27 protein-coding genes are annotated in these 26295 nt (G+C 33.3%); 9 read left to right on the top strand and 18 right to left on the bottom strand.

The window, feature by feature from the left end; all coding sequences use genetic code 11:
* Positions 1-304 precede the first annotated feature (304 nt).
* Positions 305-1375, bottom strand: a complete 1071-nt coding sequence (locus SJY24_RS11905) for a helix-turn-helix transcriptional regulator (protein WP_377864753.1) — start codon at positions 1373-1375, stop codon at positions 305-307.
* A gap of 88 nt (positions 1376-1463) precedes the next feature.
* Here SJY24_RS11905 and SJY24_RS11900 point away from each other — a divergent pair, with 88 nt between their 5' ends.
* Positions 1464-2153, top strand: coding sequence for a class I SAM-dependent methyltransferase (locus SJY24_RS11900; RefSeq protein ID WP_377864752.1), 690 nt, complete (start codon positions 1464-1466; stop codon positions 2151-2153).
* Positions 2154-2197: 44 nt separating this feature from the next.
* Here the strand turns inward: SJY24_RS11900 and SJY24_RS11895 are convergent, their stop codons facing one another.
* From SJY24_RS11895 to SJY24_RS11870, 6 genes are all read right to left on the bottom strand, one after another.
* A complete protein-coding gene (locus SJY24_RS11895) occupies positions 2198-3016 on the bottom strand; it encodes an alpha/beta hydrolase (protein ID WP_377864751.1) in 819 nt (272 codons plus the stop codon).
* Between the two features lie 16 nt (positions 3017-3032).
* On the bottom strand, positions 3033-3854 hold the full coding sequence (locus SJY24_RS11890; RefSeq protein ID WP_377864750.1) for an ABC transporter ATP-binding protein: 822 nt from the start codon (positions 3852-3854) through the stop codon (positions 3033-3035).
* 14 nt (positions 3855-3868) lie between these two features.
* Positions 3869-4891 (bottom strand): FecCD family ABC transporter permease, encoded by a 1023-nt coding sequence (locus tag SJY24_RS11885; RefSeq protein ID WP_098500698.1) that lies wholly within the window; start codon positions 4889-4891, stop codon positions 3869-3871.
* Positions 4884-5891 carry a FecCD family ABC transporter permease gene (locus SJY24_RS11880; RefSeq protein WP_377864749.1) on the bottom strand — a complete coding sequence of 336 codons (1008 nt, stop codon included), beginning with the start codon at positions 5889-5891 and terminating at the stop codon, positions 4884-4886. Before SJY24_RS11880 ends, SJY24_RS11885 begins: the two co-directional genes overlap by 8 nt.
* A gap of 27 nt (positions 5892-5918) precedes the next feature.
* A complete protein-coding gene (locus tag SJY24_RS11875) occupies positions 5919-6884 on the bottom strand; it encodes an iron-hydroxamate ABC transporter substrate-binding protein (protein ID WP_377864748.1) in 966 nt (321 codons plus the stop codon).
* Between the two features lie 309 nt (positions 6885-7193).
* Positions 7194-7952 (bottom strand): exodeoxyribonuclease III, encoded by a 759-nt coding sequence (locus SJY24_RS11870; RefSeq protein ID WP_377864747.1) that lies wholly within the window; start codon positions 7950-7952, stop codon positions 7194-7196.
* 154 nt (positions 7953-8106) lie between these two features.
* Between SJY24_RS11870 and SJY24_RS11865 the strand changes: the two genes are divergently transcribed.
* From SJY24_RS11865 to SJY24_RS11855, 3 genes are read left to right on the top strand one after another with little or no spacing between them, the layout of a single operon-like run.
* Complete coding sequence (locus SJY24_RS11865) at positions 8107-8706, top strand: bifunctional transcriptional activator/DNA repair enzyme AdaA (protein ID WP_377864746.1); 600 nt, start codon at positions 8107-8109, stop codon at positions 8704-8706.
* Positions 8693-9217 carry a methylated-DNA--[protein]-cysteine S-methyltransferase gene (locus tag SJY24_RS11860; protein ID WP_377864744.1) on the top strand — a complete coding sequence of 175 codons (525 nt, stop codon included), beginning with the start codon at positions 8693-8695 and terminating at the stop codon, positions 9215-9217. Before SJY24_RS11865 ends, SJY24_RS11860 begins: the two co-directional genes overlap by 14 nt.
* A 2-nt stretch (positions 9218-9219) precedes the next feature.
* Entirely contained in the window at positions 9220-10131 is a 912-nt protein-coding gene (locus tag SJY24_RS11855) for a DNA-3-methyladenine glycosylase 2 (protein WP_377864743.1), read from the top strand.
* Between the two features lie 34 nt (positions 10132-10165).
* On the opposite strand, the gene SJY24_RS11850 is transcribed toward SJY24_RS11855, so the two are convergent.
* Both SJY24_RS11850 and pepT read right to left on the bottom strand, forming a co-directional pair.
* Entirely contained in the window at positions 10166-11230 is a 1065-nt protein-coding gene (locus SJY24_RS11850) for a lactonase family protein (protein WP_377864742.1), read from the bottom strand.
* Between the two features lie 101 nt (positions 11231-11331).
* Complete coding sequence (gene pepT / locus SJY24_RS11845; RefSeq protein ID WP_377864741.1) at positions 11332-12564, bottom strand: peptidase T; 1233 nt, start codon at positions 12562-12564, stop codon at positions 11332-11334.
* A gap of 182 nt (positions 12565-12746) precedes the next feature.
* On the opposite strand from pepT, the gene SJY24_RS11840 reads away from it, so the two are divergent.
* Positions 12747-13391, top strand: a complete 645-nt coding sequence (locus tag SJY24_RS11840) for a YczE/YyaS/YitT family protein (protein WP_377864740.1) — start codon at positions 12747-12749, stop codon at positions 13389-13391.
* 135 nt (positions 13392-13526) lie between these two features.
* On the opposite strand, the gene SJY24_RS11835 is transcribed toward SJY24_RS11840, so the two are convergent.
* The 4 genes from SJY24_RS11835 to SJY24_RS11820 all read right to left on the bottom strand — a co-directional run bounded on the left by SJY24_RS11835 (position 13527) and on the right by SJY24_RS11820 (position 16254).
* Positions 13527-13844, bottom strand: a complete 318-nt coding sequence (locus SJY24_RS11835) for a hypothetical protein (RefSeq protein WP_377864739.1) — start codon at positions 13842-13844, stop codon at positions 13527-13529.
* Positions 13845-14168: 324 nt separating this feature from the next.
* Entirely contained in the window at positions 14169-14744 is a 576-nt protein-coding gene (locus tag SJY24_RS11830; RefSeq protein ID WP_377864738.1) for a histidine phosphatase family protein, read from the bottom strand.
* 94 nt (positions 14745-14838) lie between these two features.
* Positions 14839-15654 (bottom strand): alpha/beta fold hydrolase, encoded by an 816-nt coding sequence (locus SJY24_RS11825; protein ID WP_377864736.1) that lies wholly within the window; start codon positions 15652-15654, stop codon positions 14839-14841.
* A gap of 213 nt (positions 15655-15867) precedes the next feature.
* Positions 15868-16254 (bottom strand): VOC family protein, encoded by a 387-nt coding sequence (locus tag SJY24_RS11820; protein WP_377864735.1) that lies wholly within the window; start codon positions 16252-16254, stop codon positions 15868-15870.
* 435 nt (positions 16255-16689) lie between these two features.
* On the opposite strand from SJY24_RS11820, the gene SJY24_RS11815 reads away from it, so the two are divergent.
* Positions 16690-19410, top strand: a complete 2721-nt coding sequence (locus SJY24_RS11815) for a putative bifunctional diguanylate cyclase/phosphodiesterase (protein ID WP_377864734.1) — start codon at positions 16690-16692, stop codon at positions 19408-19410.
* 99 nt (positions 19411-19509) lie between these two features.
* Here the strand turns inward: SJY24_RS11815 and SJY24_RS11810 are convergent, their stop codons facing one another.
* The 4 genes from SJY24_RS11810 to SJY24_RS11795 are packed head-to-tail and all read right to left on the bottom strand — an operon-like array spanning position 19510 to position 22825.
* The gene (locus SJY24_RS11810; RefSeq protein ID WP_377864733.1) at positions 19510-20574 is read right to left on the bottom strand and encodes an undecaprenyldiphospho-muramoylpentapeptide beta-N-acetylglucosaminyltransferase; all 1065 of its coding nucleotides are present in this window, start codon (positions 20572-20574) and stop codon (positions 19510-19512) included.
* 21 nt (positions 20575-20595) lie between these two features.
* Positions 20596-20934: a DUF6572 domain-containing protein gene (locus SJY24_RS11805; RefSeq protein ID WP_377864732.1), complete on the bottom strand. Its 339-nt coding sequence runs from the start codon at positions 20932-20934 to the stop codon at positions 20596-20598.
* Positions 20931-21842: an SDR family oxidoreductase gene (locus SJY24_RS11800; RefSeq protein WP_377864731.1), complete on the bottom strand. Its 912-nt coding sequence runs from the start codon at positions 21840-21842 to the stop codon at positions 20931-20933. Before SJY24_RS11800 ends, SJY24_RS11805 begins: the two co-directional genes overlap by 4 nt.
* On the bottom strand, positions 21839-22825 hold the full coding sequence (locus SJY24_RS11795; protein ID WP_098764941.1) for a UDP-N-acetylglucosamine 4,6-dehydratase family protein: 987 nt from the start codon (positions 22823-22825) through the stop codon (positions 21839-21841). Before SJY24_RS11795 ends, SJY24_RS11800 begins: the two co-directional genes overlap by 4 nt.
* A 311-nt stretch (positions 22826-23136) precedes the next feature.
* On the opposite strand from SJY24_RS11795, the gene SJY24_RS11790 reads away from it, so the two are divergent.
* Positions 23137-24315 carry a DUF2515 domain-containing protein gene (locus SJY24_RS11790; RefSeq protein WP_377864730.1) on the top strand — a complete coding sequence of 393 codons (1179 nt, stop codon included), beginning with the start codon at positions 23137-23139 and terminating at the stop codon, positions 24313-24315.
* A complete protein-coding gene (locus tag SJY24_RS11785; RefSeq protein WP_377867240.1) occupies positions 24290-24703 on the top strand; it encodes a CBO0543 family protein in 414 nt (137 codons plus the stop codon). Before SJY24_RS11790 ends, SJY24_RS11785 begins: the two co-directional genes overlap by 26 nt.
* Before the next feature lie 53 nt (positions 24704-24756).
* Here the strand turns inward: SJY24_RS11785 and SJY24_RS11780 are convergent, their stop codons facing one another.
* Complete coding sequence (locus tag SJY24_RS11780) at positions 24757-25512, bottom strand: HAD-IIB family hydrolase (protein ID WP_377867239.1); 756 nt, start codon at positions 25510-25512, stop codon at positions 24757-24759.
* Between the two features lie 78 nt (positions 25513-25590).
* Here SJY24_RS11780 and SJY24_RS11775 point away from each other — a divergent pair, with 78 nt between their 5' ends.
* Positions 25591-26280 (top strand): Crp/Fnr family transcriptional regulator, encoded by a 690-nt coding sequence (locus SJY24_RS11775; protein ID WP_377864729.1) that lies wholly within the window; start codon positions 25591-25593, stop codon positions 26278-26280.
* Positions 26281-26295: the final 15 nt, after the last annotated feature.

Raw genomic sequence — 26295 nt, 5'->3', positions numbered from 1 at the left:
CTACCTCCTTGAGAATATAGTGAACTTTAAATCCGCGCTTTTTCAGCTCTACTAATTATGAATTGAATTAACCAAGCCCTTTTGGAAGTAAGTTCATTTCGTCTATTTTATGTTTATGCTAATTGTGACCGAATTGTGACAACTTTTTGTCTCTTTAGACGAAAAGTTGAAACAAAACTTTCAAAAAGGACAATTCTACTTATAAAAAAAGGGTTATGGAATGTTTCATCCATAACCTTTTTTCAGCCCTATTCTACAACTCATCCACCGTAATTCATGTGATTTTTGTAGACTTATTTTATTTTTATTCATCAACATCAAAACAAAATCTTGAAAAAACTTCCCACACGAGTTCATTTCTACTACTTACCCCAGTCTTTTCAAAAATGGATTTTAAATGATCTTGTACCGTGTATATAGATATACAAAGTTCATGGGCTAACTCCTTTGTCGACATACCTGTAAGAATTTTACGTATTACTTGCTTCTCACGTGTTGTAAAACTATACGCTTCCGTAATAAGCGGAAAGATTTCTTCCGGTCTTGCTCTTTCGAATAGAACAACATAACCACCATGAAAACTACTTGTACGTTCTAACTTACTGGCCCGAATGATTAAAAAATATCCATAGGCTAAAGGTATACAAACTTTTTCTTCTCTATTCATACAACCTACATTATATTCGTTAGCCTTTACTTTCGAACAAACCGCACGGATTGGCCTTGGTATTTCTTTTATATTTAACTGTTCATACTTTCTAAGATTTGAGAGCCAATCGCTGCCATCTTGATTCCAATATAATAAATTAAAATCATAACTTAATATAATCGTGCCTGTTCCTATTACCTTCTCTTCTGAAAAAGGTTTAGGAAATGCCTTTTTTAAGGCCTCTCCAGCAATTGGTACTATCGTTGCTAAGTACTTACAATCTTCGATATGAAAAGCGGGACTTGTACTCCCTCGAAATAAACTAAGATGCCCAAAACAGTTCCCCTTACTCATACAAATGCCCCTTAATTCATCTCCAAAACTTGCTGGTTTTAAAATATTTCGGTATCTAGAGCTTTTCTTTTGTTCACCATTTGTCGCCATACTAAGAGAAGCAACATGAGGAGAGTGTTCTGATAAATATTTAAATTTATTAAAATCATCTTCTAGAAATTCATTCATAAACAATTGTGGATGAATCTTTTCAACACTTGCATCCGTAAATGCCCCAGTAGATAAAAAAGAAATTGGATCTATAGCTGTAAAACAAGCGGCGTCAAAATCAATGACTTTACGTATTAAGTGGAGAAATGACTCTTGAAATATCCTTATAGAACTTATACGATTCGCTACCATTGTAATTTCTTTCGTTGTTTTTTCATACATCCTCTTCCCCCCCAGATTTACGGGATTGTTTCCCTTCATAATTTCATTCCATAATAAACCTATAATACACATACTTAGGAGGTTAAAAATGAATTGGAATGATACTACCGTAAATTCATATGAACAAAGAATTCCATGTAAAATCCCAGGCTACTACAACCTATATGAAATGATGAATCATTTCTTGTTTACTACACTCCCTAAAGAAAATATGAATCCAAAGTTACTAGTTATAGGTGCTGGTGGTGGACAAGAAATTCTCTCAATAGGCAAACAAAATAGCAACTTATCTTTTACAGGTGTTGATCCATCTGAAAGCATGCTACAGTTAGCTAAAAAAAGAATTGAAAACGAAGGCATACAAAATCAAATTCACTTTGTACATGGAACTGTTCATTCATTATTAACCAATCCATTATTTGACGCTGCTACTTGTATGCTTGTCCTTCACTTCATCCCAACTATTAAGGAGAAAAAAGAGTTACTTAATGAAATTAGTAGTCGCTTAAAGCCCGGTGCTCCATTCTTTCTCTCTACAATAAACGGTGTACCCCGTACAAGTATGTTTTTTGCACAATTGAATGCTTGGCGCAACCACATGATGCAAAATCAAATTCCATTAGAAGATTGGGACCGATTTGAACATTCTTTTGAAACAGAAATATTCCCTATTTCCGAAGCTAATTTACTAACTATTATGGAGGAATGTGGCTTTACTCAAATTACTCGCTTTTTCACTAGTTTTTTAATTGATGGATACGTTGCCTTTAAACAATAATGAAAAAAGGTAAGCAATTGCTTACCTCTTTTCATATACGTCTTCTATACGTGACTAATAAATCTTAACCCTTTACTTAAAGATGTCGGCACAACAGATGCATGATTCTCCCCTTCAGCCTCATAGAATTTAAATTTAAACTGATCGTGTTTTACTAGGAGAAGGCGCTCTGATAATTCATTTGCCCCTACAACCATGTGCTCTCGTTCCAATGACCCAACTGTAAGAAATACTCCCGTTTCAACCTTAGCATTGTTTAATTCATTTATAAGATTCTTTTCTTTTTCAAGCACGGATTGGTTATTCCACCAAATAGATGGACTACTTATAAAATAATTTTGAAAGGCATTTACGTTTGTGAATAGTATATGTAAAGCAAATAGACCACCTAAAGAATGTCCAAATAACGTTTGTTTTCTTTTATCAATCTCATAATTATTTTCGATTTGAGGTTTCAGTTCTTCTTCTATAAAAGTAAAGAAGTTATGTGCTCCCCCTGTTTTAGGCCACGGTTTACCGTCCGGTTTTAAAGGCGCATCTTTTGAAATTACGCTAGGCGTAAAATCATAGCATCTTTCTTCTCCTGAAAATGCCCCTTCAATTGGATAACCAATACCGACTATAATGGCTGGTGAAACACCTGTTTTTTCTGCTCTAACTGATTGTATTTTAACCGCTTCATGGAATGTTTGAAAAAAGGCATTGCCATCTAATACGTATATAGCAGGATATCCGGACTCTGGTGCTGGTTGCTTCGGCTTTGAAATATGAATTTGATATTCCTTACCTTCTAATTTCGAATACATTTTCCACTGTTCTGTATTAGATGTAATAATCTGCTGTTTTTCAATAGTAGTATTCATCTTATATCCCCCCTTCTTAACTCGTTACATATATTTCTACTTTCTCTTCTTGAGATACAACACTATCGTAGCCGAAACAAACAGGAGACCCATTATACGGATCAATCATGACACGCGCATCAATATGAAATACTTCTTTTAACACTTCATTTGTAATGATGTCTTCTGGGCTACCAGTTGTAACGATTTCCCCTTCCTTCATTGCAATAATTTCATCTGAAAATCTTGCTGCATGGTTAATATCATGTAATACCATAACCACCGTACAATTATGTTCTTTATTTAGCTTCTCCACAATTTGTAATACATCTAATTGATGAGACATATCAAGATATGTCGTTGGTTCATCTAGTAGTAACACTTCTGTCTCTTGCGCTAAAGCCATCGCTAGCCATACTTTTTGTCGTTGACCACCTGATAGATTTGCTATTTGTCTCGTTCGAAAAGCAGATGTTTTCGTTATTTCTAATGCCCAATCAATCATATCTTTATCTTTTGAAGTTAACTTATTTACGTTATTTCGATGTGGATAGCGTCCATAAGAAATTAATTCTTCTACTTTAAGCTCTCCTGGCGCAATTGGAGTTTGCGGAAGTAAAGCTAACTGCTTCGCAATTTCTTTCGTTGGAATTGTATTTAAATCCTGTCCTTGCAAATATACTTTACCGCTCTTTTGCTTTAAAATTCTTCCCATTGTTTTTAACAATGTCGATTTACCGCACCCGTTTGGTCCTATAATTGTCGTTACTTTTCCTTCTTGTATTTCCACATTTAAATCGCGAAACACTGTAAGCTTTTCATAACTCGTTTCTAAATTTTTTGCACTTAAAATACTCACTTTTATTCCCCCTCTTACGCTTTCGCCTTATAAAGTAAATATAAGAAATACGGTACACCGACAATAGAAATAACAATTCCAACTGGTAACTCTACAGGTGTGAAAACTGTTTTTGCAATAAAGTCTGAAGCAATTACAAGAAACATTCCGATTACTCCGCACGTAGGAATTATATATTTATGCTGAATACCGACGAGCCTTTTCGCTATATGCGGTGCCATTAATCCGATGAAACCAATACTTCCTGAAACAGCAACACATGCACTCACAAGTCCGATACTACTTAATAATAAAATGGATTTCTCTCGTTCTACTGCAACACCTAAACTTGTAATACTCGTTTCTTCCAATTGAAATAAATCTAATAAATAAGCTTTCTTTTGTATAAGCGGAATTAAAATGATAAGCCACGGTAACATAGCAACAATATACTTCCAGTTTGCACTATATATACTTCCAGATACCCAAACTGCAGCCATTTCAAAATCAGTTGACTTCATTTTGAGTGATAAATACATAGAGAATGCTCCAAATCCTGATCCAATTGCAATCCCTGTTAATAAAAGTCGCTGTGAATCTAACTTACCGTTTTTCCAAGAAAACAGATAGATTATGATAGCTGCACCTAATCCACCAACTAAACCAAACATTGGCATCATCATAATAGAAACCCAGTCTGTGCTCTTTAATTGTCCTTGAAAGAAAAACATAAAAATGACGATGGCTGTTCCTGCCCCGGCATTTACTCCTAAAATACCTGGATCTGCCAATCCATTTCTCGTAATCCCTTGAATAACGGCACCCGCAACGCCTAATCCTAATCCTACTAATCCAGCAATTATAATGCGCGGAAGACGAAAATCAAAAATAACTAAATCATGCTCTGGTACTGGGTCTATTCTAAAGAGTGTTTTAAATACATCTGTAATCGTAATGTCGAACGTACCATTCGTTAGACTAATATAAATTGCACTAAAAATTAAAAATATAATAATCCCCATCGTCATTCCAAAACGTTGACTTGAACTTTTAGGCATGTCTCTCTCCTCCTCTTGTACGGATTAAATACAGGAAGAATGGAATTCCAATTAAAGATGTAACAACTCCAATTGGCGTTTCAAATGGATAGTTTACAAATCTACTTAATACATCACATAACGCTAAGAAAATTCCACCAATAACGCCTGCACATGGCAAAATCCACTTATAATCTACCCCAATTATAAAGCGAGTAATGTGCGGAATAATTAAACCTACAAAACCAATTTTCCCAACTAAAGCAACTGCCGTTCCAGTTAAAAAAATTACTGATAAAATCGCCATTGCTTTAACTAGTTTTGTACGCTGTCCTAGATTAATAGAAACTTCTTCTCCTAAAGACAGAATGGTAATAGATTTTGATATGAACAGTGCTAAAATTATCCCAATTATCCCAAAAGGTATCGTAATTTTAATTATATTAGGATCCACTTGATCTAACTTTGCATTAAACCAAAAACTAACATTTTGAGAAATTTGGAAATACGAAGCCATCGCGGCCGATACACTGCTTAAAAATGTTCCAATAACTGTTCCTATAATTGCTAACCTAACTGGTGATAAGCCATTTTGAAGGAGCGAACCAAAACCAAACACGATACCGGCTCCTAGTGCAGATCCAATCATTGAACATAAAACCATACCGATCGATGACATTCCTGGAAGGAAAATCATACTAAGTGTAATAACAAAGGCTGCACCATCCGTCACACCCATAATAGAAGGGGATGCAAGATAGTTTCTTGTCATCCCCTGCATAAGTGCTCCTGATATGGCTAGAAATGCTCCGACTAAAAGAGCTGCAACTACCCTTGGTAAACGTGAAGTAATAATAATATTATGATTTACATCGCTTGAATCAAAATGAAATAATGCGTTCCACACTGTTTCAGCATCAATACTTTTCGCCCCATACAAAATAGAAAGTATAACTGTAAATAGGATGAGTATGGGTGCTATACATAATATGGTTACTGGTACTGCATTTGTTTTCTGCATATCATTCAACGCACCTTACTTATTATATTATTTAGATAAGTTTTTCACTGCTTCTTTTAAGAATGCTGTTTTACTCCAAGCTGTACCACCTTGTGCCATTGGATCTACAACGTTTACAAATACTTTCTTTTCTTTCGCAGCATTCATACTTTGCCAAATTGGATTATTTTCAATATCTTCTAACACTTTTGGTTTATTGTTTTCGCTTGCCTCGTATTGTAAGAAGATATAATCAGGATTAACTTCAGCAAGTTTTTCTAAAGAAATCTTTTCTTGTGCTTTTACAGTTTTTAGTTGTTCTGGTGCAGTTAGTCCAAGGTCTTTATAAATTACAGGATTAAAGTATACTCCTTCTGGGTATAGGAATAAGTCATTTGCTCTTAATCTAATTACAAGTACTTTTTTATTTTTTAACTTATCTCCAAGTTTTGCTTTTGCTTTTTCAGCGTCTGTATTGTAATCTTTAATAATTTTTTCTGCTTTGTCCTTTTTACCAGTTAATTCTCCCATTAATTTTAAGTTATCTTCCCAATTTGTTGAAACGTGTGATACTGGGAACGTCGGAGCTACTTTCGTAAACTTCTCAGCTGTTTCTGCTGGGAATTTCGTACTTGATGTAATAACATCTGGTTTTAATTGTAGTAATGTTTCAAAATTTGGTTCCATCTTCTCACCAACAGATTTTGCACCTTCTAAATCTTTTTCAAGATACTTCGGTAATTTACCACCAACAGTAATAGCACCTACCGGTTTAATTCCAAGTACTGCCGCATCTTCCATTGACTCTAAACTAGCTGTCGCAATTTTATCTACTTTTGCTGGCACTGTATATTCTTTACCTAAATATGTAATTTTTCGTTTTTCGTCTTTTTTCGTTTCCGTAGCTTTTGTTTGTTGCTTTTGCTCCCCAGAAGTTTTATCAGCACTATTACACGCTGCTAATCCTACACTTAATACTGTAACCATCCCTAATGTAAATAACTTCTTGTTCATCTTTATATATCTCCTCTCGAAATCTTCAAATATATTATTTCAACCATGAAACTTAATTATATGAAACATAATCCTCATCTATATTTCACATCATTAATAAATCTACGTAAAATGGAGAGCCATTCTCGTTCACTTCCCCTAGTATTAAATTCTTTACAACCCTCATCCCACGATAATCACTATCAATGATAATGATTATCGTTATTAAGTATATATTTAATATCAGATTATTTCAAGAATGATTTGAAAAATTTTAACAAACTGAACAAAAAAGAAGTATCTCCTTTTTTCAGGAAGATACTTCTTTTTTTAGAAATCTATATGTAATTCAACTGGACAATGGTCCGATCCCATCACTTCACTATTAATTTTCGCATCGGTAATTTTATGTTTTAGCCTTTCAGAAGTTACAAAGTAGTCTAAGCGCCACCCGATATTTTTCGCTCTTGCTCCCATACGGTATGACCACCATGAATATGCGCCTTCTTGCTCAGGGTATAAAAAGCGATATGTATCAACAAAGCCTTTCTCTAAAATATTTGTAAACTTCTCTCTTTCTTCATCCGAAAAACCAGGATTTTTCCGATTACTTTTCGGATTTTTTAAATCGATTTCTTTATGAGCAACGTTTAAATCACCGCAAAAAACAACTGGTTTCTTCTCATCTAACCGCTTAATATACGCCCGGAAATCATCTTCCCATTTCATTCTGTAATCTAATCGTTCTAATCCACGTTTTGAATTTGGTGTATATAACGTTATCATATAAAAATCTTCGAATTCTAACGTAATAACTCGTCCTTCTTGATCATGTTCTTCAATCCCTAAACCGTATGTAACAGAAAGCGGTTCTTTTTTCGTGAAAATAGCCGTTCCTGAGTAGCCTTTTTTCACAGCATAATTCCAATATGTATAATATCCCTCGGGATTTAAATCAATTTGCCCATCTTGTAATTTAATCTCTTGTAAACAAAATATATCTGCATTGGATTCCTCAAGATATTCTAAAAAACCACCCTTCGCGATAACTGCACGCAAACCATTTACATTCCATGAAATTAACTTCACTTATAGTCCTCCTCTTGATGTTCACTTTCAAAGTTCATGCTAACACAAAATAGATAACCTATCATAGTTTCATCTTTGTAATCTTGCTCTTACATCCGTAATTGCGTACATACGTACTTTATTCAGGTTATACTAATCTCAGAGGTGACATTCTATGAACAATGAGAAATTACAAAGATACGAATTAACAGATGAGTATTGGCAAGCAATTATTCATAATGACTCTTCCTATGATGACAAATTCTTTTATGCTGTAAAATCAACTCGTATTTTTTGTCGTCCATCATGTAAATCACGAGTACCTAATAAAGATAATGTGAAAATATTTCTTAATGTACAACAAGCGTCACATGAAAATTTTCGTCCGTGCAAACGTTGTAAACCAAATGGAGTTACTTTACCTAATGAAGAGTGGATAGATCAAATTAAAGAATATATTCAAAATCATTATTGTGACGCATTAACTCTCGATATACTCGCAGAAATGTGTCATGGTAGCCCTTATCATTTACAACGCACTTTCAAGAAAATTGTAGGGATTAGTCCAATTGAATATATACAACAATGCAGAATTACAAAAGCGACAGAATACCTTTCGCATACAAATCAATCTATTATGGAAATTAGTATTGCTGTTGGAATAGAAAACCCAGAGTATTTCGCGACTTTATTAAAAAAAAAGATAGGATTTACCCCTACTGAATATCGAAAAAAGAATAGAATAAAAGAGGCATCGGATTATGAAACCATATGAAAATAAAACTATATATTGGACATTACTTGTTCATGAAAATTGGCGTATGCATATTGCAGCCACTTCAAACGGATTATGCTTTATCGGATCTCAAAACGAAAATTTTGAAGAACTAAATACGTGGGCTAAAAGAAAACTGCCACAACATACATTCATCCAAAATCCAGATTATCTGCAAACATATACAAAAGAACTTATCGAGTATTTGGAAACCAAACTAGAAACCTTTACAATTCCTATCGATGTTTACGGAACTGCATTTCAATTAGCTGTTTGGAATACGGTACGTGAAATTCCTTATGGAGAGACACATTCTTATTCAAAGATTGCGGAAAGAATTCAAAAACCTAACGCTGTCCGTGCAGTTGGGACTGCCGTTGGGGCAAATCCTCTACTTATCACTATTCCTTGTCACCGCGTTATTGGGAAAAATGGGAAACTTACCGGTTTTAGAGGTGGTTTAGAAATGAAAAAAGAATTGCTCAAATTAGAAGCGCTTCGGGAGGAGTAAATATGACAGAGGATTGTAATGAAATATTGTCTTTAGTCGTTCCAAAAGAATTTAGTTTTCAAGAAAACTTACGCTATCTATCGCGTTCTAAAAATGAATGTATGTTTCATATTGAAAACAATAAAATCTATAAAGTCATTCCTATTCAAGACGTAAATCCTTTCGTTGAAATTAGTTTGAATGCCGATAGTAATATTCAAATACGTTTTTTAGAAGAACCATACATCTTTGAAAAACGAGTCCGCGATGCTGTAGCTGACTATGTAAAAGAGTGGTTTGATTTAACTACTGATTTAGCACCTTTTTATAAATTAGCAACACATGATCCGCTCCTTCAAAAACCCCTTGAAAAGTATTATGGGCTTCGCACTTTAGGTATTCCAGATTTATTTGAAGGACTGTGCTGGGGGATTCTAGGTCAACAAATCAACCTCACATATGCCTATACTCTAAAAAGAAGATTAGTCGAAAATTTTGGCGATTATGTAGATTGGCACGATAGAAAACATTGGATATTCCCCTCACCTGAAGTAATAGCAAATCTACGTGTAGAAGATCTCGCAATATTAAAAATGACTACAAGAAAATGTGAATACATAATTGACATCGCACAGCTCATTACAGAAGGTAAATTTTCAAAAGAATCTCTATTACAAATACAAGATGTGAAGCAAGCTGAAAAACAATTAACTAGCATTCGCGGTATAGGGCCATGGACGGCTCACTATGTTTTAATGCGCTGCTTACGATTCCCTTCAGCCTTTCCAATTGATGATGTCGGCCTGCATAATGCTATCAAATTTATTACAGGTGCCGAAAAGAAACCTACTAAAAACGAAATAAAAGAATTTGCTGCAAATTGGACAAGTTGGGAGTCTTACGCGACTTTTTATTTGTGGCGGGTACTATATTAAAATTTCCTAATAAAAAATAGATAGGCAAACCTATCTATTTTTTCACATGTAAAAACATCACACATACTGGTTCTGGAACATTTACGCCCTTCTGTACAAGCGTTAACTTGCCTGTAGGTTCATTCCTAGTAAATAAAGTCAATGTATTAGATCTTTCATTCGCAGCAATTAAAAATCTTTCTGTCGGATCTAAAGAAAAGTCCCGTGGCCAATCTCCTTCTGTCGATACCGTTTCAATAAAAGTGAGCTTCCCATTATGCTCATTCACTTGAAAAACTACGATACTATTATGGCCTCTGTTTGCTGCGTAAACGAATTTGCCATCAGAAGAAATATAAATTGCACTTCCATAACTATCTTCACTATACTCCTCAGGTAATGTCGAGATGTATTGTTTTTCTTTAAAACTGCCACTCTGTGCATCATATTGCAGTACAATAATTTCCGAACTGAATTCTGTCATAACATATGCATACTGCGCACTTGGATGAAATATAAGATGCCTTGGACCACTACCATGTTTTACAGATAACTGTGCAACTTCTATTAGTTCTCCATCACTTTCTTTATATGTAATCACCTTGTCTATTCCTAAATCAACTGCTACTACATATTTTTCATCAGGAGTAAAATCCATATAATGAGCATGTGCCTTTTCTTGTCTTTCCTTATTTGGTCCTGACCCTTTATGTTCTACAATTACCGTAGCAGCATTTACACTTCCATTATCCTTTTTCACTAAATAGGATTCTACTGTTCCTTTATGATAATTAGCTGCTACTACTATATTATTCTCCCGATTCACACTTACATAGCACGGCGATGCCCCTTCTAAAACTTGCATGTTAATCGAATTTAGATTACCGGATTTATTATGAATGGAAAAACTAGCAATTCCACCTAACCCATTATCTTTCGCAACAGAATAAAGGTATTCGTTGTTATGACTAATCGTTACATATGTCAGACTTCCTATTTGAGCTGCTAATTCGATCCCTTTAATTTTTCCGATGTTCGTATCAAGTATAAATTTATAAAGCCCCTTACTCTCTGCTTTTGTATATGTCCCTATATAACCATGAAACTGATTTTCACTCATAACATTTCCCCCTTTTACAAACATCTTGTAACAAGTTTCACTTTGTATTTCTTACTATAGAAAAGAACCAAGTAGTACTTCATTACTACTTGGTTCTCTTTTTAAGCTTGTTCTTCAAATCGTCTTGCGATTTCTACAATTACTTGAACAGCTTTTTCCATAGTATCTACTGAAACATACTCAAATTTACCGTGATAGTTTTCACCACCAGTGAAAATATTTGGCGTTGGTAATCCCATATACGATAATTGTGATCCATCTGTTCCACCACGAATTGGATGGATGTTCGGTTCGATATTTAAACTTTTCATCGCTTCATATGCAATATCAACAATCTCTCGCACTGGTTCAATTTTTTCAAGCATGTTATAGTACTGATCATTCATCTCTAAAACAATCGCATCTTCACCGTACTTCTCTTGCATGTTTTTCACAATATCTTTAATGTTATTTTTACGCGCTTCAAAATGATTACGATCAAAATCTCGAATAATATAGTAAGCTTTACTTTGCTCGACATCACCATTTAAAGAGAGTAAATGATAAAACCCTTCATATCCCTCTGTATATTCTGGCGCCTCTTCTACTGGCAACTGTCTATCGAATTCCATAGCAAGTTTACTTGCGTTACGCATTTTATTTTTCGCTGTTCCAGGATGTGTATTTGTCCCTTTAAAAGTTAATTTAGCGCTTGCAGCGTTAAAACTCTCATATTCTAAACCGCCTAATGGACCTCCGTCCATCGTATAAGCAAACGATGCACCAAACGCTTCTACATCAAAATGAGCTGGCCCACGACCAATCTCTTCATCCGGTGTGAATGCTACTCTTATTTTCCCATGCTTAATTTGCGGATTATGTATTAAATAATTCATTGCGACCATGATTTCTGTAAGACCAGCTTTATCATCTGCTCCAAGAAGTGTTGTACCATCAGTTGTAATAATTGTATGTCCTTTATATGATGGTAATTCCGGGAACTGTTCAGGTGTTAACACAACATTTAATTCTTCATTTAACGTAATCGCATTACCATCAAAGTTTTCATGAATTTGTGGTTTTACGTTTTTCCCTGTAAAATCTGTTGCTGTGTCTAAATGAGCTAAAAAGCCGATTACAGGAACATCCTTATCTGTATTAGCAGGCAGTGTTGCCATTACATAACCATTATCATCCATCGTCACTTCTGATAACCCAATCTCTTTTAACTCTTCCACTAATAACTTACCAAACTCAATTTGCCCTGGTGTTGTTGGCACTGTATGACTTTCTTCATTTGATTGTGTATCAATCTTCACATATCTCGTAAATCTTTCAATAAGTTCTTGTTTCAAATTCGTTCACTCCTTTTATAGTTCTTTCTCTATTATAATCCTTATAACGAAATATTTTAACTTTTTTGACTGTGAAAATATATATCCATTTACATTTTTAATAAATCATAAAAAGACATAATATTTGTACATTGAAATTCAAACATGTAATATACATCATTATATATTGGGAGGTTTTAAAGATGAGGCTAACTCTCTTTCGCTATTTTCTTTTTTTCCTAGGATTAATTTTTTTTGGACTTGGAAATGCTCTCGCAGTCAAAGTTAAATTCCTCGGTTTACACCCTTGGGAAGTTTTAAATATGGCTCTCTACCAAAGATTTGGGTGGACAATTGGTACTTGGAGTGTCATATGTGGATTATGTCTCGTTCTTATCTCTTTACTAGTAGATCGAAAATATATAAACGTGGGCACATTTTTAAATGCACTACTTATCGGTCCTATTATGGACTTTTTCTTACAATCAAACATCCTTCCAAACGCTACTAATTATTTATGGATAAACTTATCCATTTTGTTTTCTGGTATTGTAATTACAGGTATTGGGGGCGGCATGTACGTTGCGGCTGGAATTGGTGCTGGACCCCGCGATGGATTCATGCTTACTATTTCTGACAAAACTGGACTGTCTATTAGCCGTGCTCGAATCATTGTAGAATGCGTTGTACTAGTCATTGGATACATGCTAGGAGGTCCTGTTTTCATCGTAACTTTTCTATACACTTTTATTCAAAGTCCAATCTTTCAGCAATCATTTAAGATATTTCAAGCACTCTTACATATTTTACATAACAAAAACAAAGAGCAAATTAATGAAAATATATAAAACATAACTTAATACCAATTACTCTTTTCATTAACTTTCTTACAAATAATTCACCCTATTTACGATTCCCACCGCAAATAGGGTGTTTCTTTTTCATCCGATAATATATATTTAATTAAACATCAAAAGCACATACTACTTATTCACAATAAAAGTATATACATCATTATAAATACAACCATTTACTCTAATAACATACTTACCTGGTTTATTGAACTGAACTGTATAATTACTTAATTGTACCGCTTCTTTATCTCCTGAAAGAATATCAATACTTCTACCACTCAATAAATAAGATTCACTTTGATTCATCGCTACATTAATAGCATTGAACTTCTCCTCTTTCGCTTGTGGCGTTTCTGCAGTACTTACACTTGGTTCTAAAAATAGTAGTCCACTTAATCCAATTGAACCCGCTAGAGCTACTCCTGCAAATTTTTTCATTTTTTTCATCACAATGACCCCCTTATAATTTTAGTGTAAAGGCAATTTCTCCCCCCTTACACCACAAAGCCTATATGTAACGAAATGAAAAGTAAACACGTACAACAAGACAAAATTCTACATCTTTTTCTCCTATTGAATATAAATCCAGCGTTTGGAGTTTTGTCACATTTAAAACTGTTTCCCTAAACCAATTTCTCAATAAACTATTCAAAAACTGAATAATTACTTATTGATTTAACATTCTAAAAATAGTTGATAAAGATGCTTTCTCTTCAAAAAAAGAGTGTGTTTCACAAAGTAACTTTTAAAACACACTCCATATACCCCATTTCATTCTTCTCTCCATAATCTCTCTACATTTATTAATTGCTCGTCTTTAAATTCTAGCTTATATACGTCTGGTTTTGATGTATTCATTAAAAATTCAAGCCCATATTGGTTATCAAAATAGTTCATCATCAATGTCATTACAAGCCCATGTGTACCAACTACAATTTTATGTCCTTGAAAATCCATTAATATTTCTTTTAGTATTTTCACTACTCTTCTCTGACAATCCACATTCGATTCTCCTCCAGTTAGTGTGAAATCTGGATTAGAGAACATCTTCTTTACGAGTGGATACACTTCCTTATCTGATATAATCTTATCCTCACTTAAAAACCTACACTCTTTGAGATTTTCATATACTACTATTTCTTTTTCATGGTAATTAGCTGACTTTTCTATCGTTAACATAGCCCTCTTATATGGACTTGAAATGAAAGTATCAATTCCCTCTGTTTCTAATATCTCAGTTACTCTATGAGCATCTAAAATTCCCTTCTCAGTTAATCCACGTGTTCTTTCATCTCCTTCTAACTTTGGTGATTCACCATGCCTAACCATATAGATATATGTATTCATAATTCCTCCTTGAAAATATTTATAAGTTAATTACTTACTTTAATCTTTTCTGTATCAAAACTTGAATACAATCAAAATATTAATTTATTCTTTTTTATGAACTTTGCTGAGCAGTTCGTCTAACCCACTCCGAAACTAAACTCTCAAATAATTCAGGCTGTTCGATTTGTAAATTATGTCCCGCCATATCTAATACCGCTAATGTCGCTCTTGGATAATCTTCGATGATTCCTACAATATCTTGATAACCTACCGATGTATCTTGTCTTCCAGCTAATAAAAGAACGGGTTTCTCATATTTTTTATGCTGGAAGTCCAAAGTAAGAGAGTAATTCTTTTGTAATCTTTCAATAAACCCATCATTAGCAATATCTAGCCCTGGCTTAATTTCTTCTTTGAAACGCTTATATGTATACTCATTCGCAACCACTGCTAACTCACAAAATTCTTCCCTTTCGGTTGAAGTAAGCGTATTTAAAAATTCTTCCTCTCTTATAATTACCTGTTTATCTGGGAGAAGTCTTTTTTCTCGTTGCGCTACAACAACAGGACATACTAACAATAATCCATTAACTCTATCGAACATCTTTGAAAGTATCCCGCTAGCTAAATATCCCCCGTAAGACTCTCCTACTAGTAAAAAATCTTTAGTTGGGATGATTTTCTCAATAAATGCAGTTAACAGTTCTAATATACAAGCTGAACTATTTATCCAATCTGGGGCATTCGATTTCCCCATTCCAGGTAAATCAATATAAATTCGTTGATATCCTATAGACTTCTGAAACACTGTTTCCATACATTTCTTCATTAATCTATGGTCAGGAGAACACCCATGTATGATAAGTACTGGCTTTCCTTCTCCAATGATTTCATAGTATACTTCTGCATCACTAATCCGGCATATCATAAAAAAACCTCCCTATTTTTATATTCACCTTTAAAAACAACCCGCTCAAACTCAAAAGAATACACGTTCTCATTTTACATCTTTTCAGAAGTTAATTTCAAATCTTAATTTTCAGATTATAAATACAAAAAAGCTTCCCTATGAGTGTATCTCCTCCAAGGAAACTTTTTTATATTTTCTTATACTCTATCAAAATTCGAAACTTCGCTAGCCTCATTCTTCTATTTGCATCAATACAATTCTCCAACCATCTGGGTCCTCTATAGTAATCCCCTTTTCTTTCCAATATGGATTTTCTGGTTCTACTTCATCGTATCCCATTGCATGCAGCCTTTTACTCACTTTTTTCATTTCACTATCTTCACGCATGTAAAATACAAGTAAATTGTCTTTTGTTGGAGCCGGACAAGGGCTCCCATCTATATGTCTTGTAAATTCTAAATGATACTCTTCATCTGGTAGACCGAACATGATCCCATCATAGCCTTCATGATCGTAGAATTCACCTATACGTTTTAAACCTAACCCTTTTTCATAGAATGCAATAACCGCTTCAAATTTATCAGTTGGACGTGCTATTCTAAACTTCACCCATTTCATCGTGATTTTCCCTCCATATTAAAAATCAATTACTGTATTACATATTATTGTATATAATCAACACGTTTCTTTAATCCCTCATTAGTATGAGAATAGGTACATACAAAGGTCTTACTTAATACACTTTAATAACGAATAACTCCCCTCATCTAGAGAGAAGTTCCCATCACTTTATATGCAATTTTACATCTCCGCTTGCAAATCACTAAAAAACCTTTAGACTCTAAAGGATGACTAAATATACAAATTCTATCTGTATTCCTTATAAATTGAAAAATTATTGAACTCAATACTTTTTCAATTTTAAGAAGTATTACATTCTTCATTTTTTTCTTATAAGCATGCTTTTTATAAGGAAATCTGATACAATCCTTAAGTAATATTATTATGTACAGATATTACGAATATAGTACATACTTAAAGAAGGTGATTTTTTTGAAATTAAATGAAAATTTACAGCTATGTATATTAATCACAACATTAATATGCTATTCAATCTATTTTATGTTTTTCTTTCTGTTCCCTACTAATTTTTCAAATTTCAATGTACGCTTCGCTTCATTCATCGTTGAAGTTATTACATTTATATCGCTAATTTACTCTATATACTCTAAAAAAGTTAGTTCAAATCCTTTTTGGATATGTATTACAATTGCAATTGGTAGTTTTTTATTAGGAAAAGTAGTATATACGTATCAAGATACCTTTTTCGAACTTCCAATACATCATTTTACTATTTCTGATGTATTTTACATGTTTTTTCTATTCTTCTGCCTTATCGCTTTTTGCTATAAGATCTTAAAAGAATGCACTAAATGGGAAAGAGCTTTCTTTATTTGTGATATATGTATAGTACTTACTTCCATATTCACATTAGAATGGTATTTATTTAATCAGCCAAATTTAAATATATTCTCACTTTCACTCGGAGATATTTTCCTTTCATTTCTATATCCAATTGCAGATCTATTATTTCTTCTACTAGGTGTTAGTCTCTTTTTCCGCCCAACAATTTTTAAGTCCAAGCGGAAAATTTATATCTTTATTTTTGTATTGATTAGTTCTGCAACTTTTAACTATATTTATTTTTACTTAAATACCCATTTATCAACTGACACTATAACATTTTTACGTCTTTTATATAGAATACCTATATTGCTTATCGCAATAGCTGGGTCTATTTCAGAAGATGATAATAGCCATAAAAAGTATTTCATTGTAAACCCTATACTAGGAAAAAAAGTATTAGTCGTATTTCCCTATCTTGCTGTTGCAATACTAATCGGGTTTACATTAAAAGAACAAACATCGTCTTCAACTCTCATTACAGGAAATTGTATCGCTTTTGTTTTCGTACTTATTCGCCATTCTATTGTGCGTATGCAAAACGACACCCTAACAAAACGTTTACAAGTATTTAATGCTCAACTAGAAGAAAAAGTTACTTTAAGAACTTCTGATTTAGTCCATAAATCAGAGGCCCTATCTCAGAAACAACAAAAATTCAAATCATTATATGAATATCATCCTGATCCCATTTTTACGATTGATTTAAATGGAATATTCTTAAATGTAAATAAAGCAGGAAGTATACTACTTGGAGCACCAACGAACGAGTTACTTGGTGAGACATGTTTTTCTATTATTTTAGATGCAGATAAACATAAACTGATATCTGCATTAGAAAAAGTTAAACAACAAGAATCAGCATCCTTACAACTTAGTTCTCAATATAAAGATGGCTTTACTTATTTTTTATACGTTACCATCGTTCCTATTATGATAGATGGACAAATTTCAGGAAGCTATATTATGGTAAAGGATATTACCGCACTAAAAAAACAACAAGAAGAAATAAAATATTTAGCATTCCACGATACTGTAACGAAAATTGGGAACCGATCCTTTTTCCATAGGAAGTTAAGAAAATTTATAAAAAATGCTCAAACAACACAAAGTGAGTTTGCATTATTATATTTAGATTTAGATCGCTTTAAAGTAATTAACGATACACTTGGACATTCGTCAGGTGATTACATATTAGAAGAAGTAGCAAAACGTTTCCAATCATGTCTTCCATCACATACTCATCTGTCAAGAATCGGTGGTGATGAGTTTACAATCTTAATTGAAAACTATACTGACGAAGATTCCTTATTCGAGTTATGTAACCAATTATTTGAAAGCATGGAAAAGCCGTTTGTCATACATGAGCATAAATTAACTTTATCACTGAGTATCGGTATCTCCATTTATCCACATTCCGGAATCGATACCGCTACACTTCTGAAAAACGCTAATGTTGCAATGTATGATGCAAAGGCAAAAGAGCTTAACTCTGTCTCTATTTATGACGATGTAATCGCTAAAAAAATCGAAAGACGATTACGATTAGAAAAAGATTTACCAAACGCAATACAAAATGAAGAATTGTTCCTTTTGTATCAACCTCAAGTTGATAGTGAATCTAATAAAATTATCGGTGCAGAAGCTTTAATCAGGTGGAATCATCCTGAATTAGGTGTTATTTCTCCATACGAGTTTATTCCGATTGCAGAAGAAACACTACAAATTATTCCAATAGGAAAATGGACATTACAGCAGGCTTGTGAGCAAATGAAACGTTGGCACGCACTCGGATATTCGCATTTAAAAATAGGGGTAAATTTATCTGCTAAAGAATTTGGACAAGAAGGCTTTGTAAAATCTATTTCTTCTACTTTAGCAACTACAGGCTTACCAGCAAGTTCCCTTGATTTAGAATTAACAGAACGAATTGCAATGATGGATGAGAGAGAAACATTGATAAAACTGCGTACACTAAAAAGTTTAGGGATTCACATTTCAATCGACGACTTTGGTACAGGCTATTCTTCCCTAGCCTACTTACCTTTATATCCAATCGATACGTTAAAAATCCCAAGAGAATTTATTACAATGTCTGAAACATGTGAAGATGGAATGGAAATCATTAAAACGATCATCACATTAGCAAATACATTAGGAATGTCTGTCATTGCTGAAGGTGTAGAAACGAAAGAACACGTAAATTTCCTTCAAAAAAATAAATGTCAGTTTATTCAAGGTTATTATTACAGTAAACCTATTCATACTAATGCATTTACTGAACTATTAGAAATCGGTATTCACCAATAGTACATAGCTAATCGGTATAAGTAATAATGAATTTGAACAACTATAGTAAAAAGGAAAGAAGATACCTTCTTTCCTTTTGTTTTTCTATTTAAATTTCTATTACTTCACCACTTCATTTATTATATCTATTAATTGATGAATTCCCTCCTCATTTGTTTTCTTAAATCCATTCATGTTTTGAATATATCTCTCCTTATTTGTATACAACTTATTTACTGCGTGTGTAAATGTACTACTGTTTACTCTATCTTGAAGTAAAACTTCCGCATATCCTTGTCGTGCAAAATGGTCAGCATTTAAAACTTGATCCCCTCTACTGGAACCATTAGTTAACGGAATAAGCAACATCGGTTTCTTCAAAAATAACAATTCAGAAATAGCAGTAGAACCCGCTCTGGAAACTACAACACTTGCCATATTCAGTATATGCGGTAACTCTTCCCCTATATATTCAAATTGCATATAACCTTCCATTCCAATAGCTGGGTCCACCTTCCCTTTACCACACATATGAACAATATTAAAATTTAATAATAATGTATCTAAACTTTTCCTTACCATATCATTTATCCACTTAGCACCTTGACTCCCACCCATTATTAACAATACCGGTTTATCTTGCTGAAATTTACAATAGCTTCTTCCTCGTAATACGTTACCTCTCTCAATTTCTTCCCTTATAATTGGCCCTACATAAACCTTCTTCTCAGTACTTACATTACCCCCTGTTTGAGGAAATGTTGTGCATAGTTTTTTAGAAAAAGGTAATGCTATTTTATTTGCCAACCCTAACGTACTATCTGGTTCACGTATTATTATAGGTACACGATTTAACCATGCTCCTATAACTACAGGGACTGACACAAATCCTCCTGCTGAAAAGATAACGTCAGGCTTCATTTTCTTAATTAATTTATAACTTTGTAAACAACCGTGTATAATTTTAAAAGGATCTTTAAAGTTCTCCCAATCCCAATATCTCCTAAGCTTCCCCGTCGAAATACTATTGTATTTAACATTTTGAACTAATAATTTTTCAATTCCATTTTGAGATCCAATATACTCAACTCCCCATCCTTTTTCCATAAATTTAGGAATCAATACCATATTAATCATTACGTGTCCGGCTGTACCGCCCCCAGTAAAGAGAATCTTTTTATTCATAACTTATATCCACCTTTATCATTAAAAATCTCGCTTTATATTAATCTTTAACTCAAGTCCTATATCTTCTAAAAGATCTTTGATGAGTTCATAAAAATCATTTCCATACTCACTACACTCATACTGAGCAAAAACTTGAATCACATGCCTAGTTCTAATCTCTAGTGCTGGCTTTATTCGATCAACCTTTTTCTCTTCCACATACGCTCGATATTGATTTATTACCTCACAGAGGTGCAATACATGCGCTTCTTCATCTTTCCAATCCAGCGTATCAACAATCGAAAGAAATAGCGTACTTTGATTATCTATTGCTTCATAACCATTCATATACTTCTTACACCCTTTTTTATTTTTCATTGAATGCAAATGTCACTGTGCTTCGCATACTCAAATACATCTTTCAATGATTGATGAAATTGGATTTTTGGGACCCAACCTAACTTTTTTATATCCTCTAACACTAAACTTTTATTTGAGTCACTCTCAAAATTATCTGTTTCTTTTATAGTAAAGTTCAGCTGTGTTAATCCTTTATATTGTTCTAGTACATCTAATAAAGATCGTTTTACTCCTGATCCAATATTATATTCTTTTCCATTTATACCATCACGTAATAACACATGATACGCTTTAACTACATCACGTACATCTAGAAAATCCCTACTATCTTTCAAACTGTTTACTTCAATAATTGGTTCACTTTTACCCGATTCTATATCTATCATTTTTTTTGCGAGAATAGAACAAATACCATTTGATACTCCTGGACCAATTAAGTTCGAGGGCTTTGCAATGATAATATTTGAATCCATTAACCCACCCCAAGCCTCTGCGACGATTACTTGCATAGTTTTACTTAAACTATATGGATTTGAAAATTTTATGTTTTTCGTACTATCTGCTTGCAATGCAGATCCTATAACTAATGTTCTACAATGGGGTGCTTCTTGCTTAATTGCTTCTAATAAATATAACGTCCCTATCACATTAATCTCCATGTATTCAAGAGCAGCTGTCCAAGACTCTATGACCGAATTTCTTCCTGCTAAATGCAATACATAGTCTGGCTTTATTTGTTTAATTACCTTCATTACTTCGCCCTTATTAGTTAAATTACAAGTAATTCCATTCCTGCATTTTTCTCCATGTGAACGATTTTGAAACATAGGAATTACATGAAAGCCCTGCTCTAAAAAATATTGGCAAGCATGGCGCCCAGTAAAGCCATTTGCACCAGTTATTAAAAGGCTCGCATTTTTTTTCATAGTAAGAATCCTCCTTTTTCTAACATTTGTTTCACCTCATGTTTTGCAAGTAGGTCTTGTTGAGAACTAAAACTCTTCACATCCACAAGCGGATAACTAGCATAATATTCTTGAAGTCCTTCTATAGGAATAGTTGGTAGTACTACAAAATAATTTTGATCAAAACTAATACTTGTTTTACTCTCTACCTCAGATAAAAGCATTTCACTTAATTTTTCACCAGGTCTTATCCCTACCTCTTTTATCTTCACGTTTTCTTTTTTCGAATCTTCAATTAATACTTTTGCTAAATCCGTTATTTTACATGCCGGCATTTTCATAACAAAGATTTCCCCTCCTCTTCCTTCAGATGCTGCTTTAAATAACAATCCAACAGCATCTTCAATTGTTAAGAAAAATCTAGTCATATTCTCATCAGTAATCCCTACCTGTGAAGACTTTTTAATTTGCTTTTTAAAGAGCGGTACCACACTTCCACTCGTCCCTAAAACATTTCCACCACGAACACAAATGAATTTTGTTTTCTTCGTTTGCACATTCGCATGAACCATTAACTTTTCACCAATTGCTTTTGTCATCCCATACGTATTTGATGGGTCGGCCGCTTTATCAGTTGAAACATATATAACTTTCTCAACTTGCTCCTGGATTGATGCTTCAATTACATTTTGCGTACCATGTATATTTGTTTTTATAGCTTCATAAGGATAATACTCACATACTGGAACATGTTTTAAAGCTGCAAGATGGAATACATAATGTACACCTTGGCACGCATAGACTAGTTGGTCTTTATCACGAATATCTCCAATAATAAATTTTAATCTATCGTCATTTATAAACTGTTGCTGCATTTCAAACTGAACCGTTTCATTCCTTGAAAAAACCCTAATTTCTTTCGGCGATTTTTCTAATAGTTGTTTTATAAGTTCATGTCCCCACGAACCTGTGCCACCAGTAATTAAAATTATTTTATTAAGCATTCTTTTTCCTCCTACCATACATTTCAATAAAAATTGTACTTACCAAAGCTATTGAATTATTTTCAATTGATTCAAATCATAATCGTCGTTTGTTACATTAAATTGACAAAATAAAAAAACAGAAACTATTAAACATAGTTTCTGTTTTTCATTCCACCTCTTGACAGTAAGATTTTTTCCATGCCGTTTGCACGATAACTATATTACTTATAAAAAAACACCGCTCATTTATTTCATATACTCGTAATAAAATAAATAGAATGATTCATAACCAATATCATGTTTAAATTCATGAAAAGGGAGGTAATGGAATGTACCAAAGCAACTCAAATAATACATATAATGAAGCTTCCAAAGCACTTCCCCTCTCCCTATTTGATGTAAAAAATGAGTTAAAACAAAAATGCAAACTCATTCATTCTGGAACCATGTATAAATTAACGAAAGAAGAGCAACTCATCATCGACAACATAAAAGCACAAACAAAACAACTAAATAAAAATAATGTAACAAGAACACGTGCATACTACCAATTTTACATTCAATATCCAGAAATACATTGGGCGCTACTTGGGCATATGGTATCACGTAACGGTGGTTGGAATATGACCGATTTAAAGGGAGATTTATATACGAGAATTTTATCAGAGAAAGATCAAATCACATTTTTTTCTTTTTTAGAAAGGGGAAATTGGCTTATTTTCCAAGATGTATATCCTCAATTTTTACTATATGAACAAAGTGTAAAAAGATCGCAAAGGCTATTTCACCTTCTCCCTCACCTAAATGTTTCTACATTTATGGAAACGATGTGGAACGATTTTTGGAAAACAGGTAACAAAAAAACGTTAGCGATTGCAACTATTATTAATGAACAAAACTACTTAGAAAAAAGAGTTATTCAAAATGTACACTTTAAAAAGACTGTACTAAATAGTATTGGATTTAAACTCTTTGATTTCTTTCAGTTTAATCATATCCTTTTCCCATTCTACGAAAATGATAAGAAACAAAAAGTATTACTATTTGGTGATACAATGCAACATTTTACGTCCTTGCATGAACGAATCTTAATTGGAAAAAGGTTGTATTCACTATTATTTCGGGATACACATATTTTATCTCAAATAATAAGTTGGGCCGAGCATCATCCACACACAGGCTCAAGGAAAGATTACTGGCCTCATTTATTTTCAAGTGTAAATGAATCTTTTTCCCGTGAGTTTTATAAACGCCGAATAAAAAAATGCCAGTTGCGTAGTGGCGCATATCGTATATACAGCCCTGCACTCATCTATGCATGGCGCGATATGAAACATGAAGAAGATGAAAGTAAAGATTGGTTTACTGATTGGCAAGTTGTAAATTACTTAGTTGATAAGGAGGAAAATATAAGTGGACAAATTTCAGAAGACTACTGCAAAACACTCGAAAAAATTGAACTTGCCATTCTCGCAAAGAAAAATGTCCTCCTCCGAGAGGAAGAATGAATTTCTAGCTTTAATAATTACAGTTTTTTTCTCTGCTATTATTGGAACTTGTTTAGATGCTTTCTTTGTTAATAAACAAATATATTCTTTTCCGGTTAGACCCTTCTCATCCACATTTTCAGTTAACATAGCTTTCACGTTACTCGTACTACCGATTTTAACAGCCTCTTTTATTCAAATTTCAAAGAAATTATCTACCATTTCTAGAACTCTATTTATTATTTCAATAGGCGTTTGTGCTAGCATTTTTGAGCAAGTTGCTGAGAGGCTAGGCTTATTTGTACATAGTGCGGATTGGCAGCATAGTTATTCTTTGTTTGGATATATGTTGTTTTTATTTTTCATATGGAAAGTCTATCAGTCAATTATTAATAAAAGCGGGTACTAAAAGGCTAACAATCCTTTTAGTACCCGCTTTTATTATGTTTCACATACACATTTTTATGCATATGACTCTGCTAACTCAATAATTTTATCAACAATACTTTGCTCGTCAATCTTTAAACATACGGACGCATGATTTATTAATACTTCATGACTCCCAACACAAATACTTTCCTTAGCATGTATAAACATTGATAAGTCGTTCGAATCATTACCAAACACTACGAATTCTCCTTCTTTTATACCTAATCGTTTTAAACCTTCCCATTTATCAATATGTGGCGGACTTATATCAATAATCCCCTCTTTATCGTGCTCATATATTCTTATAGGAAGTTCTTCCAATGCATTTATGATTAATTCTTTTTTTATATTATCAGGAAATAAAACCACTTTTACTACTTCACCAATTTCATCAATATTCATATTAATAGCCAATTGATTAGGGTCTATGTTTTTGTATATAGGGTGACTCTCACTGCCTGTATAAGCATAGTTCCATTGACTATCTACCAAATAGGAAAGGCTATACTTTTCTATGATTGAACGCATAGCACTTACTGTTTCAATGTCAAAACGTATAACTTCAACAATTTCTCTATCCTTTGCGATAAAAGCACCATTTCCACCAATCATTGAATAATGATGCATATGAGTTGGTAGAACAGGTAATAAATCTCTAATTGGTCTAGCAGATGCAAATATAATCTCATGTCCTATACTATGACAAACGTCTAGCGCTTGAATAATCTCTTTCGTTACTGCGTTTCCTTTAAAACAAATAGTACCATCAATATCAAAAATAAATTTCATATACATCACTCCTTTCTTTTTAATGTATATGAATTATTTTATAATAGACAGGACAGATGTCCCAAAAGGAGAAACATTATGCAAAAGATTGCAGATAATACCTTATTATTAAGCTACTTAAATAATGAGTACATAAAGAAGCTATTCCAACAATTCAATCATCCATTTGAGATTCGCAGATATGCAGCAAAAGAAACTATATTACAAGAAGGTGCAGCTATCGACGGCCTTTACATTCAAATGTCGGGACGTACAAAAATAACTTCAAGTGTAATTACAGGTAAAGCATTATTACTACGATTTTGTTCTGCAGTTTCTATCATGGGGGATATTGAATTAATTCAATCCGTAGACATACAATCTCATGTAACTTCCGAACAACAGTCTGATTTTCTTTTTATCGATAAAAATTATGTAACAAGTTACTTATTACACGATGTAGTCTTTCTTCAAGAGCTAATTCATCATGTCACTTATAAACTTCAAACTTGCACAACAGCTTCACGTATCAATTTACTGGCTTCTGTGGAGACACGCTTTGCTAGTTATTTATGTACAGCCCGAAATCCTTCTAATTTATTTGGGCGAGAAATTCATACTAAAGATCATCATGAAATCGCCTCATTAATCGGAACTACTACCCGTCATCTTAATCGAGTCATTGAAAAACTAATAGCTAACGATATAATTCATAAAAATAACAAACAAATTATTGTTGATGATTGGAAAGCTATTGAAGAACTTTCCAATGGACTACGATATGAATAATTATATACATCCTAC

The sequence above is a fragment of the Bacillus sp. R86525 genome (assembly GCF_042466195.1).
In the GTDB taxonomy this organism is placed as follows: domain Bacteria; phylum Bacillota; class Bacilli; order Bacillales; family Bacillaceae_G; genus Bacillus_A; species Bacillus_A nitratireducens.
This window is presented reverse-complemented; position numbering and strand designations above follow the sequence as displayed.